Origin of the sequence: Streptomyces celluloflavus, assembly GCA_000720995.1 — a bacterium.
Taxonomy (GTDB): Bacteria; Actinomycetota; Actinomycetes; order Streptomycetales; family Streptomycetaceae; genus Streptomyces; species Streptomyces celluloflavus.
In genome coordinates, this window is record JOEL01000059.1 from 1 (window position 1) to 14,264 (window position 14,264).

Here is a 14,264-nt window from a genome sequence, read left to right on the forward strand (position 1 = left end):
CGCTCGCCCCGCTCGCCCCATTCACCCAACGATGGCCCCACCCACAGCCCCACCCCCGACCTCTCCCCGACCTCTCCCCGACCTCTCCCCGACCTCTCCCCAAACGCCGCCACCAGCCGCAGCAGAGGGCACACCGTCACCGGCCGTACGGGAGTACCCGTACGGGCCACAGCAGACACAAGAACCACACACCCGACGAAGGGACGACCACATGCTCAGGCACAGCCACACCACCACACACCTCAGCCACACCCCAGCAGCGGACAACTGCGGGCAGGAGAACAGCTGATGACCGAAACCTCGGTACGACTGTTCTGTCTGCCCTACGCGGGCGCCTCGGCAAGCATCTACCTGCCCTGGAGCCGTCACCTGGGGCGCTCCGTCATCGTGACCCCCGTCGAACTGCCCGGACGCGGCAGCCGCATACGGGAAAAGCCCCACAGCCGACTCGAACCGCTGCTGCACGACCTGGTACCCGCCGTGGCACGGATGTGCGACCGGCCCTTCGCGATCTTCGGCCACAGCCTCGGCGCGCTACTGGCCTTCGAAATCGCCGCCAGACTGGAATGGGACCACGACCTCGTAGCCGAACGGCTCTACGTGTCCGGACACGGAGCACCCCACCACCCGCGCCGCGAAGCACCCGTCAGCCACCTGCCGGACGACGAGTTCCTCGCCCGGATCCGCGAGCACTACAACACACCCGAAGAAGCCTTCGCCGACCCCCGCCTCACCAAAATGCTCCTGCCGATGATGCGCGCCGACTTCACCCTCGCCGAATCCTACGAACAGGGCCTCGACAACGTCCTGCACTGCCCCATCACCGCCATGGGAGGACTGAACGACCCCGGCGTGAAAGGCCCGGAACTGGCCGGCTGGCGCGAGTACACCCGCCGGTTCTTCAAAGTACGGACGTTCCCCGGCGACCACTTCTTCCTGCGCACCGCACAAAAACAACTGCTCAACGCATTCACCGAAGACCTCACCCGCCAATACGCCTCACACCGCCGCTTCCACCCCATATCCGAAAGAACATTCTGACCACCCAAACCCCACCCTCCACACCACCAAGAAAACACCCCCGCACCAACACCACACCAAGCACAACGACCAGATGCCCAGCGAGCACAACGACGAATGCCCCACGAATACGACAACAAGCACACAGCCACACACCAGCCCACCCACAACGAACAGACACCACCACCAACAAACCAGCCACCCCACCCCGCCCACCCAGCACCAACCTTCGCACCAGCCCACACCGTCCAACACAAACCTGCACACCGGCCCACACCGTGCCACCACGGACACCTGGCCACCACACACGCCAGGCACTCCGCACCCCGACCAGCAACCAGCACGAACGCCGGCCACTGGCGAGCAACGACCGACGACCAGTACATAAACCGACACCGACGCAAAGACCAGCGGCCGGCACAGGGACGCCTTCCCGACGACCGGCACACAAACCGGCATCCGCTACCGAAGCCCGGCATGCGCTACGCAAGCCGACGCCCGGCACGGACGCCGGCAGGCGTGCCGGACACCGGCTGCAGTAGAACGCGATGACCGCAGCCGGTACACGTACGAACCAAACAGCCACAGCCAGTACGCGATACGGACGCGACGGGCACAGCGGCACGTGGTACGGACGGGGCAACACCCAGCCGTCACTGCCACCATCGCAGCAGCCGCCGCCGTCACAGCAACCATGACCTCCGCGGAGGCCGTGGAAGCCGTGGAAGCCGTGGAAGCCGTGAACGAGCGTCACAACTCCCGTTGGCCACAAGGGATGTTGGGCCACAATGCGGAAGCCGCCCGATGCCGTGCAGAACCGGGCGGCCGGCCCCGACCCGCCACCAACCTCCCCGCCCACTCCTGCGCTCCCCTTCTTCCGCCCTCCCCCACCACACCCCTCCCCGGACACATCACACCTCACAGACACCACAAGGCAACGCAAGGAGGCACGAGACGAGACCGCGCGGGATGAGACGACGCGGGGCGGGACGAGATGAGTCGAGGCGGGGTGAGACGACGCGAGACGGAGCAAGATGAGACGGGTGAGCGCGGCCGCCCCTTGGCCGGCACGCGAGCGGCGGCACCGGAGCTTTGACCAGGGTTCCGGGTCAGGGGCAGGCAGCGCGGGCTACAGGGGTGCTGCGGGTCAGGCCGCGGGACAAGCGCGGGCGGTATGGACAGTGGTAGCGGCCAGATAGAAAGCATCAGGGCGCCAGAGAATCCCCGTACAGGCATCCCCGTCCACCAGACGCTCCAACGTGGTGCGGTCCTCGTCGTCGAGACGGTCACCGACCAGGGTGTACAGCCGGGTCAGATGAGCGTGCAGGTGCTCGCGAGCCGGCAGCCCCAACGGGGCGGGCAGGTCGGTGAGGAAGGTCCGCGTCCCGGTAGGAATGAGACCTGCCCGCGCGAGCATCGCGGGCCAGTCCTCAACCGTCGGTTCCGAACCGGGAAGTTGATCCCTTATGGCGGTGAAGCGATCCTCCATCGCAGCATCCAGACGGGCCTGGAGACCGGGACGGCCCATCCCGATATCGCGCGGCAGGAAGCGGGGCGCCAACCCGCGTTCGACGACAGCGAGCATGCCACCGGTCCGCAAAGACCCGGCCAGCGCATCCAGCGCCGCCTGCTGATCACCGAGGTGATGGACAACGTGACTGGTCCAGATCAGGTCCGCCGGACTGAGCGTGTCGAACTCCTCCGGCAGATCAGCCTGCTGGGTGATCACCCGGCCGCTCAGATGCTGCTTGGCCGCACGCATCCGCGCCCGCTCCAGCAGCCCGGCAGTCTGATCGACGGCGACAGTCTCGGCATGCGGGAAGAAACGGGCGAGCAGGCAGGTAGCCACCCCCGGCCCGCTGCCCACATCCAGGACACGATGGATACGGGTGTGGGCGCCGTCACCTGCGCCCAGCAGATCCCGCAGCCAGCCCGCCGCCTTCTCCAAAAAGGGGGTGTGCAGTTCGGCTTCACGTTCCAGTTGAGCACCCAGGGCATCCCAATCGATGTCCTCGGTGTGGTGTACGTTCATGGCTTTTCCTGTTCCGGGCAGGAGAGGGGGCGGGCGGGCCAAACAGATGGTGCAGGTGCTACCGGCGCTCAAGAGCGGTCAGCGAAGGTACGGCGCGAGAGTGCGCTCCAAAACAGGCTTGGGAGCGGCACCCACCCACGACTTCTTCTGCAGACCGTCGGCGATGACAACGAAGGCAGGGATCGAAGACACCCCATGCTGAATGGCCAGGGCAGGCTCCTCGTCAACGTTGACCTTGACCACATCCAGCACATCAGCGTGCTCAGCGGCAATCTGCTCAACGATCGGCGTGACCATGCGGCACGGCGCACACCACGGGGCCCAGAACTGGATCAGGACAGGAATCTTCGACTCCAGCACCCGGGCAGGAAACGTCTGCTCGGTAATGCTGTCAACGGGAGCTGCAGGCATGACGGGTATCTCCTTGTTCATGACAGTCCAGGATGAGTTCGCAACGGACCGGGCACACAACCCGGCAAACGACGACGGAGTCCGCACCAACCCCTCAAGGACCACGGACCCACACCGGCCCACCCCCCGACAACAAACACGCCACCTCCCCAACAACACCCCACAACACCCAAAACCACACCCACAACACCAACCACACCCGCCACAACAACCAAGAAACAAAACACCCAACACCCAAAAACCCAACACCCGAAAGCCGGGCCCCCAAAGACCGACAGCTCAAAAACCGGCGACCGGCACATCGCAGACCGGGACGCCGACGACCGGCACTTCGAGAGCCCGGAATTCGGCAACCGGGACGCCGGTCACCGGCACTTCGGCGACTGGCGCTTCGCAGACCGGGACTTCGCAGACCAGAGAGCCGGACACCGGAACCGGAAGGGCCGGCAAGCCGGATACCCGAACCTGAACGACAGGCAAAACGGACACCAGAGCCAGGAAAACCAACGAACCAGACACCAGGGCCCGGAGAACCAGCGAGCGAGACACCGAAACCAGAAAAACCGACGGGCCGGACACCGGAGCCAGGAAGACCGACGAGCCCGACACCGGAAATCTGAGAGGCGAGGGAGCAAGAAACCAACAGCCGCACCGAGTACCGCTCCGCACCACCCCAGACACCACACGACAGACCACCACACCCACCACCCCAGCAATCACCGCACCCACAACAGCAAGGTCCGCACTCCCCCGGCAGCCACACCACAACACCCCGCCGCCACAACACGACCGGACCAGCCACCACAACACCCCCAACCCCACCCACAAAGACAACCCCGGACGCAAAGACAACCCCAGCCCCGGCACCGGCACCGGCACCGGCACCAGAGACACCCCCAGACGCAGAGACAGACCCAACCCCGAAAACGACCCCAGCCCCGGCGCCGAAGGAACCCCCGGGTGAGGAGACAACCCCAGCCCCAGAAGCCCCAGGTGCGAAGGCATCCCCAGCCCCGGAGGCCCCCCCGAGCGCAGAAACAAATCCAGCCCTGGAAACGACCCCAACCCCGGCACCAGCACCGGCCTCGACACCGGAGACAGCCCCGACCCCGACCTCGGCCTCGGCCTCGAAGACGGCCCCCCTCACGACGGCCATGACACCACCCGCCGAACCGACCCGACACGAGGCACACGCACAACGAACCAAACTGCCCCTACACACCCCCGGAGCAAGGCGCCGGCCGACAACAACACCCACCCCACCCGCATCGGAACCAGCACCAGTACGGGGCCTCGGACACCGGTGACACCACGGCCAGAACCAACCGACAGCACACACGCAACAACAGCAGCGCCCACCACCAGCCCCACACCAATACCCCAACCCATCCCAAACCCACCGGCCCCCAACCCACCCACGCCGGACCGGCCACCCGCCGCTCCCTCCGCCACCCCCACCACAACCCCTGCGACCACCACAGCCACCGCGACCAGCCCAACCACCGAAAGCAGCCCGACCACCACGCCCGGCAACAACAGGCCAACAAGGCACCGCCCACACAAAACCGGCCTCAGACCAGCGCGGTAACGCACACCACAGCCAACACCGGCACCGTCACCACGGGCGGCAAGAGCCTGCGCGGTAAGGGCCTGCGCGGTAACGCGGTCTACGAAAGCAGCGAGCATGAGAGGTCTTCCATTGACGAGTCCGGGCATACATCCGAACGGACAGCAAACAAGCAGCCAAGCCGGCCGCAGACGGGCACCATGTCCCACATCAAGCGACACACCGCGCCCCCACAAGGCAACCGGGCCCCCAGACGAACGAGCGAACGGCCGGCACAACAACAACCGACAACCCAACCAACCGGGCCGACCCGCCGGGACAACAACCCACCCGGCCAGATCAGCCCAGCCAATCAAATCGCCCCACCCGGCCAGACCGGCCCGGCCAGCCAGGTCGACCCGCTCGGCCAGGTCGGCCCGGCCAACCGATCGGCCCGCCCAGACCACCGGACCACCCCGCCCGGTCCCGGCGGAGCGGTCCAGCCCAGCGGCACCCGGACAGAGCAACGCAGCAACGGTAGGGACAGTCCGACAGGGCGGCAACACACAGAGGCCACACGGCCGGCAGGCGACGACACGGACAGGAAACCGCGCGGCCAACCGGCAGAGTGGCGATACGGACAGGGAGCCGCGCGGCCGACCGACAGAGTCGGCGATACGGACGAAGTGGCCGCGCGGCAAACTGACAGGCTGCTCTAACGCACGGCGGACGGGTCCGCGGTAGCCGCCGCGCGATACTCCTCGACGGCACGCTCGACGTCCTCGTCCACCAAATCGTGATTGAGGGCAAACGCGGCCGCCGCTCCCTTGCCGGCCGCAGTCACCACCAACGCCCGCGGATCAGCGACATTACCGACCGCCCACACCCCGAACATGCTGGTCCGCCCGACAGCATCGGTCGTCACCCAGCCCCGCTCATCCCTCTCACAACCCAGATCACTCAACAACGCATCCCGAGGCACCATGCGCGGGAAGACGAACACCGCACTACGCGGCACCACCGCACCCTCAGCCAACTCCACCCCCCGCAGCCGGTCATCCTCCACCACCAGCCACTTGACCGTGCCGTCGGCTATATACACATCACGGGCCAGCAACCGCTCACGCTGCTCATCAGCCAGCTCCTGCGTGTGCGGGAAATACACCACATCCCCCGACCACTGCCGCAACAACAAAGCCTGATCCACCGCACCCGGATGCGTACCAAGCACCCCCACCGGCTGATCACGCACCTCATAACCATGACAGTACGGACAATGCAGCAAATCCCTGCCCCACCGCTCCCGCACACCAGGAATCTCAGGCAACTCATCCCGCAACCCCGTAGCCACCAACACCCGACGAGCCTTCAGCACCGGACCACCATCCAAATGCACAAAAAACCCCGGATCAATATGATCCACCCGACCCTCAATCAACTCCACACCATAACCAGCAACCTCCTTCCGACCCACCTCCAACAACGCCGCCGGAGACATCCCCTCACGAGACAAAAACCCCTGCATACGCGCAGCCGGAGCATTCCGCGGCTCCCCCGCATCCACCACCACCACCCGCCGACGCGCCCGCGCCAACACCAACGCCGCATTCAACCCAGCAGCACCCCCACCCACCACCACCACGTCAAACACATCACCCACTGCGCTGCCCGATGCACCGCTCATGACGATCACCTCCACCACCACCCTGCAACCACCACCCCACAACAACAATATTTGTTGCCAAACCAGGAACAACCCCAACCCAACAACCACCCACACACACCACCGCACCCACCCACCCGACGCCGGGGTTCAACCCGGACGAACCGGCCGGCTATCCGGCTCATCAGGCCCTCGATCGTTTCCTGCCAGCGAGCAGGGTCCACGCTGTGACCTGCGGTCATCGCAAGATCGTCAGTCTTCACGCACCAATGATCAGCGGTGGTCGCAGCCTTCCCGCAGTCAACCCACGAGCAAGATCGAGGGCTATGACTGGAGGTCGCGCTGGTACCAAGTGCCTGACTTGCCGCCGAGATCTGCCGGGGTGGCAGGGCCAACCGAGACGAACCCGGCCTTGGCCAAGACTTTCTGGGACGCGGTGTTGTCGTGGGAGGTGGCCGCCCGCAGTGTGAGCAGGCCGTACATCACTGTCGCCATCCGGCACAGCTCCCGGACGGTCGCGGTCGCCACGCCGCGGCCGGCGACCCGCTCCGCGACCCGGTAGCCGAGTCTGGCAGTGCCGTCCTCCAAGTCGTACAGGTTGAACCTGCCGAGTACCGAGCCGTCCTCGGCGACGAGCACGTAGAAGGCGCAGATGCCGGCCTCCTGCTCGGTCAGCGAGGCGTTGTACCGATCGGTGAACTGGTCGAAGAAGTCGTCGCCACGGTCGGAGATCGAAGCAGCGAAGTAGGTACGGTTCGCCAGCTCGAAGGCCAGGACCGCCGGGGCGTGGCCGGCATGCAGCCGCTTCAGCTCGGGCATTGCCCGACCCTACCCAGATCGTGCGCCGAGGTCACCTGAGTTTCCACCCGTGGCAGACAGCTCCAAGACCAGGGAACACAACGATCTGCGGCTGAAGTACAAAGCGGCAACAGAGGCTCGATCAGCATCCACAAGTCGTCATTCACGATGCAGGGTCGAGTACTCGCACCATCCCGAACGGCCGAATCGACACACCGGTCACCCCTGACCAGGGCATCTCACCAAGATCCTGTTACGAGCTCTTAGGGATCAACGTTCCCGTTGCCGTCGTTCGTGAAAGATTTCCGTGAAGACGGCGACCTTTGCCCGTAGGGCCCAGGGGTCAAACGGCTTGGCGATGTAATCCACGGCCCCTGCGGAATATGCGCGGGCAGAATGTTCGGAGTCGATGCTCATCGCGGTAAGGAAGATGATCGGCAGGTCCCTGTGACGGGCGCGCCGTTTGATTTGGGCTGCAGTCTCGTAGCCGTCCATCTCGGGCATTTGGACGTCCAGCAGCAGGACGGCGAAGTCGTCGTGGTCGAGGAGCGCTTTGAGTGCCTCCCGACCACTCGAGACAGCGACGATCTCCTGGTCCAAGCCGTCCAGCACTGCTGTCATGGCGAGCAGGTTCTCCGGCTGATCGTCGACCACCAGCACTTTAGGAAGGCAGGGCGAGTTGGGTTCACCAGCGGTGGTCTCAAGGGGATCCTGCCGCTGTTCCTCGATAGTGTCGATCTGCCGTTCCAACAGCTTGCAGCGTTCCTCCGCTTGGCTGTGTCGAACCTGGACCGCTTCCAGCTCGTTCGTAAGCCTGGTGACTTCGGAGCTCAGAGCGTCGCGTTCACGCAGCAGGTTGGCGATATCGGGAGCATTGGCCTCCAGAGCGTCAGCACGTGCTCGCTCCGCGCTCCACTCGGACTCCAGGTGTGTGAGGCGGACCTCGAGGTCGGCGATGCGGTGCTGACGGTCCAGCAGCGCTTCACCGATGACGTCGCTGTGAGCCGTTGTGCTGCGCGCCGTGCGGTCCGCGTCCGCGAGCTGCCTCTCGAGGATCTCCACCGCGTGCTTGGGGGAAGATGTGGTGGCGATGGCTGCCTGGTGCAAGCGGCGCAGCAGGTCCATTGCCTCTTGTGTGGCCGGCTTGCCGCGGTGTTCGGCGAGGTCGGCGAGCAGGTCCATGACCACGTCCCAGGGAGGGACGGCTCGGCCGCTGAAGTAGCGCGAGAAGGTGGCCGCGTTGCGGTGCCGTCTGCTGGAATAGCGGCGCAGGGAGACGTTCAGCCCTTGGAAGAGCTCCCGTAGTGCGATTGCCAGAGCTCGCGCTTCGTCGCTCAGCTCTTCTGGAAGCGGGTTCATCTCAGACATGACGGTGAACCTCTTCGGACCCGTCGGCTTGAGGTAGTACGCTCTGAGCTGCGCAGTTCGCTTCGGTCTCCACAATGCGATCGAGGAGGGCGATCATTCCGCCTGCACCTGCCACTCCGCCCAGCAGGCTCTCAGCTATTGCGTGACCGGCCAGGAGCAATAGGGCCACGGTCACGACACCGCCCACCATGCCGAGGGATAGCAGCACGACCGCTCTCAGCGACAGCAACGACGGTTTCACATCGGGCCCCTTTGGCTATGACCGCGTGATGCGGTGCTGGGCCGGCGCCATGCCGGCGAGCCCAGCATGGCGGCTGACGAACCGTTGCGATGCCGTTGCGGGAGCCACGTGGCGTTGCCTTCTCACTACAGGAGCGAATCGAACGCCAAAAGCCCAGTTGAAGCGCCAGCTGTTCCCATGCCGTGCCCGACATTGCAAGAGCAAGCTGCAACACCACGGGTGTTGCAGAGGAACGATTCCAGAGCGCGGTCCGCCGGCTCAGCGCGCGTCGTGAACGGCGTGATCGATACCAGAGGCGCTCATGGCCAAATCGCTTTGCATGCATACCTTCTGGACCGCCAACGGTCGGGTGCCAGGCAGCGGGAGAACGTCAGGGCGCTGCAGCAGTGGACAAGCAGCAAGGGCCGGGTGTAGCCCGGCTGCCGTACGGGACCCGGCCAGCTGTCGCGAAGCCCCCGAAGCTGGTGTAGCCGGCCTCACGAGGGCGGGCCTCTCGCGTCGCGCAGCGGTTGAGTGCGCGCCGTGTCGACGGCGGCGAGAGCCACTCCGCCCTGATCATTCTTGACGATCGCCACCCCGCCCGTTGTGCCCTCCTCGACAGCCCGCTCGAAGCGGTCCGGCGAGGTGTTGAGCTTGCCTTGCGGAGCGACCATGAGCTTCGTCAGGCGTACCGCGTCTGGCACAGCACGGCGCGGTGCTCGTCCCGTTCTCCTCGGTCCGCCGAGCGATTGCCCTCCGGGTTACGCCAGCCGGCGTCCCTCCAGACCCGCAAGCGGCCATAGACCGTCGGCGACAAACCGTCGACCAGAGACCGAACTCGCAGTGCACCTCCCGCCACTGAGCAGCGGACCGGAACCGCCACACCACCCCCTCAAACTGCTACCGCAGCCGCTCAAGGTCGCCGATCGGCAGGTAGGGCGATGAACTTCCCTTGTGCGTCGGTGAGTTGCCTGCGCGTCCCGTCCAGCGTTCTACCGGGTTCCGCCCCCGAGCAGGGGCGGAACCCGACGATTCATCACGGCCTCGCGTCTGCCTGGACCTGGCGGCCTGCTGCGGAGGCGAAGCCGAGCCAGGTGTGCCGGTTGCCCGCCCAGCACCAGCCGACCTTGGGGGCGTTACGGCGCTCGCGGCCGTCCCGCCCGGTGCCGTTGCTGATCCAGATCGCCGGGGTACGGGCGTCCAGGGCGCCGTTGGCCTTGCGCAGCCGGGAACCAATGGTCATGAAGCAGTGGTTGCGCTCCAGGACGGCGGGCTGCTGGAGCACCCAGTAGAGGCCTTCAGTGATCACCAACGGGGTGCGGGTTTGTGCGGTGAGGGCGGGCAGCGCCTCGTCCGGACTCCAGTTGGCCATCTGGTCGCCACGGTCGAGGCCGGTGAGGAGGTAGAGGGGTGCATCGGGCAGCGCGACCGTTTCGAGCGGGGCGAAGAGGTCGACGTCGGTCATGTCGGTGACGACGAAACCCGGCTTGCCGTCGCGGCGGAGCAGCGGCGCGAGGGCGGAGGCAGGGGCCTGGTCCGGGTGAACAGCGAGCAGTGCACCATCGCCGACCGCAGAAACCTCGGCGGTCTCGGCGAAAGTACGCAGCTCGGCGGCGGGCAGTCCGGCGATCTCGTGCACCCCCAGCTCGATCAGACGCTCGGCCTGCACGCTCAAGGATGGGAGTACCGGGAGAACGGTGGAGGTAACGGACGTGGTTTCGGGCACGACGCTCCCAGGGAAGGACTCGACGGGTCCAGGGAGAACGAGGCGGCCCGCCGGAACATTCCCGCCGCTGCCGCTTCCGTCTTTCCCGACAGACTCGGCTTCACCACGCAGACGATCCGCCGCCATGCCAGCATGGGCGACCGGAAGAACGTGCCGAAGTGGAGGTCCTGCCCTCGCGTGGCAGGAGGCACTGAAGAATGAGCGCTGCTGGGCGGGCCTGAAGAATTACGAGGAGCGCGCAGGCCCGTTCTCTGGCCTGCCTTCAGCCACCCGATCCGCAGAGCCTGGCGCCTTTCTGCCTCCCAGGGCACGCCAGCTGCCCGTCTCGTGGAAATGTTCGCCGCACTTGCCACGGTCGGTGCTCTCGCCGTTCCCGGGGAGCGTCAGGTGGGGCCGTCAATGACGAGGCAGGACCGGCTCGCCGTCGGGATCCAGCGGAAGTTTCGCATTACTCGCCGGCCGACGGGTCGTCGGCAGGTCCCGGGACCGCCGGATCGGGGAGAAGAACAGGATCAGCGCGGCGAGCGGCACTCCCGCCGTTGTTATCCACATCGCTGTGCGGATGCCGAGCGCGGTGCCGAGCGCGCCGCCGAGAACTGCCCCGAGGGGGATGGTGCCGTAGTTGAGGAATGCTGTGCTTGCAGTGAGGCGGCCGAGTAGTTCTGGTGGGCAGTAGCGTTGTTGGAAGCTTGACTTGATGACATTGCCGGCCACGACGCCGGCGGAGACGCAGAAGCCGCCCGCGACGTAGAGCAGTATCCCGGCTCCGCCGGCGGTCAGCGGGATGAGCAGCGCGAATATCGGAAGACCCAGTTCGAACAGCAGCATCGCGCGGGCCGTGCCGACTCTGCTTGCGACCCGGCGTGCGACGAAGGCCCCGACAACACCCCCGGTGCTGGCAGCCGCGATGAGTGCACCGACCGTCCCGGAGGGCAGACCGACGTTCCGGACCAGGAAGATGACCAGGATCGATTGGTATCCCATGAGGGCAAGGTTGGAAGCGGCCCCGAAGGCTGTCAGCGTGCGGAGCCACGGGTCGTCGACAACCAATCGCAGACCCTCGCCGACCTCGCTGAACAGTGCTCTGGGGCGGCGTTCGGCCTTGGTGACGCGTGGCTCGCGGTGCCGGATACCGGCCAGGCAGAGGAGGGCGACGAAGAACGTCGCGGCGTTGGCGAACATCCCGTTGACCGCGCCCGCCAACTGTGCGATCAGACCACCGGAGCCGAGCCCGGCGATCTGGGCGGCGGACGCGCTGCCGTGCAGTTTGGCGTTGCCCTCGGGCTGGTCCGCGGGTTCCAGAATGCTGGGGAGATAGGCGCTGTAGGCGGTCTGGAAGAACACCGCTGCCGTGCCGGTCAGCAGGGCGACGGTCAGCAGCAGTCCGATACTCAACCGGCCGAACCACGCGGCGACCGGGAGGCCGGCGAAGAGCAGGAAAGAGATTGCGGCAGCGGCCAGCATGATCGGCCTGCGCCGCAACCGGTCCACCCAGACACCGACGGGCAGACCGACGATCAGCCAAGGGGCCCAGGCGGCGGCGCTCAGCAGACCGACTTCGAACGTTCCGGCGTGCAAGGTGGAGACGGCAACCAGCGGCATCGCCACCCCGGTGACGGACGCGCCGAACTTGCCGGCGGTCTCGCCGCACCACAGCAGCCGGAAGTCGCGGTGGCGACGCAGGAGGCCACCGCCTGTGCCCTGGCTCATGCGGTGCCCCGCTCCTTGCGTGGGAAGGACTGGAGCTGCACAACGACAGGGAGCGACTCCGGGTCGGGCTCGACGTCCGGGGCAGGAGTATGGCGTGCGAGGACGGCCATCAGCTCCGCGTTGAGTGCCGCCAGCTGATGGGGTGTCATCCGCAGGTCACGCCAGTCCGAGACGGTACCGACGTTTCGCCATTCCTCGTCCCAGTCCTCGCTGAGGTAGTCCGTGACTCGGCTGAAGTACTGCTGCACCAGTTCGTGCATGTAGACCGACAACGCACCCCGGGTGTCGGGGTCGTCGTGGAAATCGGCGCTTTTCAGCACGTACGTGGCGCTCACTCTTCTCCACCAGCGTTCGCGTTTTGTGCCCCGCCCGGTCTCCTCCTCGATGAAGCCGTGTTCGGCGAGGTGGCGCAGGTGCCAGCTGACGGTGCCGGTGTTCGCCCCGAGGCGTTCGGAAAGCCCGGTGGCGGTGGCGGGGCCGTCGAGACTGAGCAGTTCGAAAATCTTCATCCGCAGCGGATGGGCCAGCCCTCGCAAGCTTCGGGCATCGATGCGCCGGGTGGGTTTGGCGGCGGACTGCGGTACGCGTTCGGGCTCATCAGGCATGTCGGCATCGTATAGTGCAGAGGCTTCTCTGCATATGGCTCTCTGCAGAGAAAACTCTGCAAACTACGGGCAGCTTCCCCGGGAGTTGCATAGCGCCTCGATCCGGCCGAAGGCCGAAGAGCCAGGAGACCGACCCGGCGGCGCTGCCGTGCACCAGGCCGAAGGCGGCGGCACGGTCCGGGCGCCGACGCCGGTCTCTGCTCAGTCCGTCGCGGTCGCGCGCAGGAGACGGTGCGCCGCGGCGGAGACGTGGTCGCGGAAGTCGTCGGGTTCTTCGATGGTGCACTCAATGCCGGTGAGCACCAGGACGAGCGTGAGCCACTCGTAGGAGTCGACGTGCGCGATGTAGCGGCATCGGTTCTCGGTGAGCGGTTCGAGTACTCCGTCGATGCGGTACAGGCGTGATGCCGCGTCGGGGGCGCTCGTATGGAGGATGAGCACGACGCGGTGCAGGCTGTCGCTGCCGTGGAAGTGGTCTCGCAGATAGCCTACGAGGTCCTCCGCGGGCGCGTGCCTCGGGACGAATGTCGAGGTCGTGACCGCGGTATCGGTGATCCGATCGAGTCTGAACGTGCGCCAGTCCTCCCGGTCGCGGTCCCAGGCGAAGAGGTACCAGCGTCGGCTCATACGCACCAGACGCACCGGTTCGACCGTGCGATGCCGCGTGCCTCGCTTGCCGGTGTGGGTGAAGGTGAGGCGCCGATGCGTCGAGATGGCTTCGGCGAGAGAGCCCACCTGTTCAGGCGTGGGCTGGGGATAGTCGGCGCTGCCCACTTCGACGGCTGCAAGGACCTGGTCGGTCCTGCGCGTCAGCCGCGCGGGAAGGATGCGTCGGAGTTTGCTGACCGCGCGTTGGGCCGCTTCGGTGGTGACGTCGGTGCCGGTGCTGTCGGCGGCGGCGAGTTTGAGACCGAGGATCGCGGCGATCGCTTCGTCGTCTTCCAGCATCAGTGGGGGCAGGGCCTGGCCCGCGACGAGCTGGTAGTGGCCGCCCGGTCCCCGGACGCTCTGGACGGGATACCCCATCTCGCGCAGGTGCTCGATGTCGCGACGGAGCGTCCGGCCGGTCGTCTCCATGGCGGCGGCGAGTTCGCCTGCCGGCCAGCGCCGGCCGCTCTGCAACAGCGACAACAGCCGGAGCATCCGTTCTCTGGGTGCCGGCACA

General features: G+C 66.4%; 12 protein-coding genes and 1 pseudogene. 1 reads left to right on the forward strand and 12 read right to left on the reverse strand.

Features of this window, described 5'->3' with window-relative positions; all coding sequences use genetic code 11:
* The first annotated feature begins 288 nt into the window (after positions 1 to 288).
* Complete coding sequence (locus tag IH09_RS31940) at positions 289 to 1,041, forward strand: thioesterase II family protein (protein WP_052861037.1); 753 nt, start codon at positions 289 to 291, stop codon at positions 1,039 to 1,041.
* A gap of 1,126 nt (positions 1,042 to 2,167) precedes the next feature.
* Here IH09_RS31940 and IH09_RS31945 read toward each other — a convergent pair.
* From IH09_RS31945 to IH09_RS31990, 12 genes and pseudogenes are all read right to left on the reverse strand, one after another.
* A complete protein-coding gene (locus IH09_RS31945; RefSeq protein WP_052861038.1) occupies positions 2,168 to 3,052 on the reverse strand; it encodes a class I SAM-dependent methyltransferase in 885 nt (294 codons plus the stop codon).
* A gap of 78 nt (positions 3,053 to 3,130) precedes the next feature.
* Positions 3,131 to 3,484: a thioredoxin gene (trxA, locus tag IH09_RS31950; protein ID WP_240150608.1), complete on the reverse strand. Its 354-nt coding sequence runs from the start codon at positions 3,482 to 3,484 to the stop codon at positions 3,131 to 3,133.
* A gap of 258 nt (positions 3,485 to 3,742) precedes the next feature.
* Positions 3,743 to 4,072 (reverse strand): hypothetical protein, encoded by a 330-nt coding sequence (locus IH09_RS39430; RefSeq protein ID WP_190233467.1) that lies wholly within the window; start codon positions 4,070 to 4,072, stop codon positions 3,743 to 3,745.
* A 1,652-nt stretch (positions 4,073 to 5,724) separates the two neighbouring features.
* The gene (locus IH09_RS31955; protein ID WP_052861062.1) at positions 5,725 to 6,693 is read right to left on the reverse strand and encodes an NAD(P)/FAD-dependent oxidoreductase; all 969 of its coding nucleotides are present in this window, start codon (positions 6,691 to 6,693) and stop codon (positions 5,725 to 5,727) included.
* Positions 6,694 to 6,996: 303 nt separating this feature from the next.
* Positions 6,997 to 7,491: a GNAT family N-acetyltransferase gene (locus IH09_RS31960; RefSeq protein WP_052861040.1), complete on the reverse strand. Its 495-nt coding sequence runs from the start codon at positions 7,489 to 7,491 to the stop codon at positions 6,997 to 6,999.
* A 249-nt stretch (positions 7,492 to 7,740) separates the two neighbouring features.
* On the reverse strand, positions 7,741 to 8,838 hold the full coding sequence (locus tag IH09_RS31965) for a response regulator (protein WP_052861041.1): 1,098 nt from the start codon (positions 8,836 to 8,838) through the stop codon (positions 7,741 to 7,743).
* Between the two features lie 717 nt (positions 8,839 to 9,555).
* Positions 9,556 to 9,732: a hypothetical protein gene (locus tag IH09_RS31970; RefSeq protein ID WP_190233468.1), complete on the reverse strand. Its 177-nt coding sequence runs from the start codon at positions 9,730 to 9,732 to the stop codon at positions 9,556 to 9,558.
* Positions 9,733 to 9,827: 95 nt separating this feature from the next.
* Positions 9,828 to 10,046: pseudogene (locus tag IH09_RS38270) on the reverse strand (transposase); the annotation flags it as partial.
* 48 nt (positions 10,047 to 10,094) lie between these two features.
* Positions 10,095 to 10,784, reverse strand: a complete 690-nt coding sequence (locus IH09_RS31975; protein ID WP_052861043.1) for a DUF5701 family protein — start codon at positions 10,782 to 10,784, stop codon at positions 10,095 to 10,097.
* Positions 10,785 to 11,180: 396 nt separating this feature from the next.
* On the reverse strand, positions 11,181 to 12,494 hold the full coding sequence (locus tag IH09_RS31980) for an MFS transporter (protein WP_052861044.1): 1,314 nt from the start codon (positions 12,492 to 12,494) through the stop codon (positions 11,181 to 11,183).
* Positions 12,491 to 13,099: an ArsR/SmtB family transcription factor gene (locus IH09_RS31985; protein ID WP_052861045.1), complete on the reverse strand. Its 609-nt coding sequence runs from the start codon at positions 13,097 to 13,099 to the stop codon at positions 12,491 to 12,493. The genes IH09_RS31980 and IH09_RS31985 overlap by 4 nt, the downstream gene beginning before the upstream one ends.
* A 201-nt stretch (positions 13,100 to 13,300) precedes the next feature.
* Positions 13,301 to 14,263, reverse strand: coding sequence for a WYL domain-containing protein (locus IH09_RS31990; RefSeq protein WP_205379425.1), 963 nt, complete (start codon positions 14,261 to 14,263; stop codon positions 13,301 to 13,303).
* Between the last annotated feature and the right edge of the window lies 1 nt (position 14,264).

Bases quoted from the DNA above. Each gene is read 5' to 3' on its own strand.
- IH09_RS31940 (WP_052861037.1), top strand. From the start codon at position 289: ATGACCGAAACCTCGGTACGACTGTTCTGTCTGCCCTACGCGGGCGCC.
- IH09_RS31945 (WP_052861038.1), bottom strand. From the start codon at position 3,052: ATGAACGTACACCACACCGAGGACATCGATTGGGATGCCCTGGGTGCT.
- trxA (WP_240150608.1), bottom strand. From the start codon at position 3,484: ATGAACAAGGAGATACCCGTCATGCCTGCAGCTCCCGTTGACAGCATT.
- IH09_RS31955 (WP_052861062.1), bottom strand. From the start codon at position 6,693: ATGAGCGGTGCATCGGGCAGCGCAGTGGGTGATGTGTTTGACGTGGTG.
- IH09_RS31960 (WP_052861040.1), bottom strand. From the start codon at position 7,491: ATGCCCGAGCTGAAGCGGCTGCATGCCGGCCACGCCCCGGCGGTCCTG.
- IH09_RS31965 (WP_052861041.1), bottom strand. From the start codon at position 8,838: ATGTCTGAGATGAACCCGCTTCCAGAAGAGCTGAGCGACGAAGCGCGA.
- IH09_RS31970 (WP_190233468.1), bottom strand. From the start codon at position 9,732: ATGGTCGCTCCGCAAGGCAAGCTCAACACCTCGCCGGACCGCTTCGAG.
- IH09_RS31980 (WP_052861044.1), bottom strand. From the start codon at position 12,494: ATGAGCCAGGGCACAGGCGGTGGCCTCCTGCGTCGCCACCGCGACTTC.
- IH09_RS31985 (WP_052861045.1), bottom strand. From the start codon at position 13,099: ATGCCTGATGAGCCCGAACGCGTACCGCAGTCCGCCGCCAAACCCACC.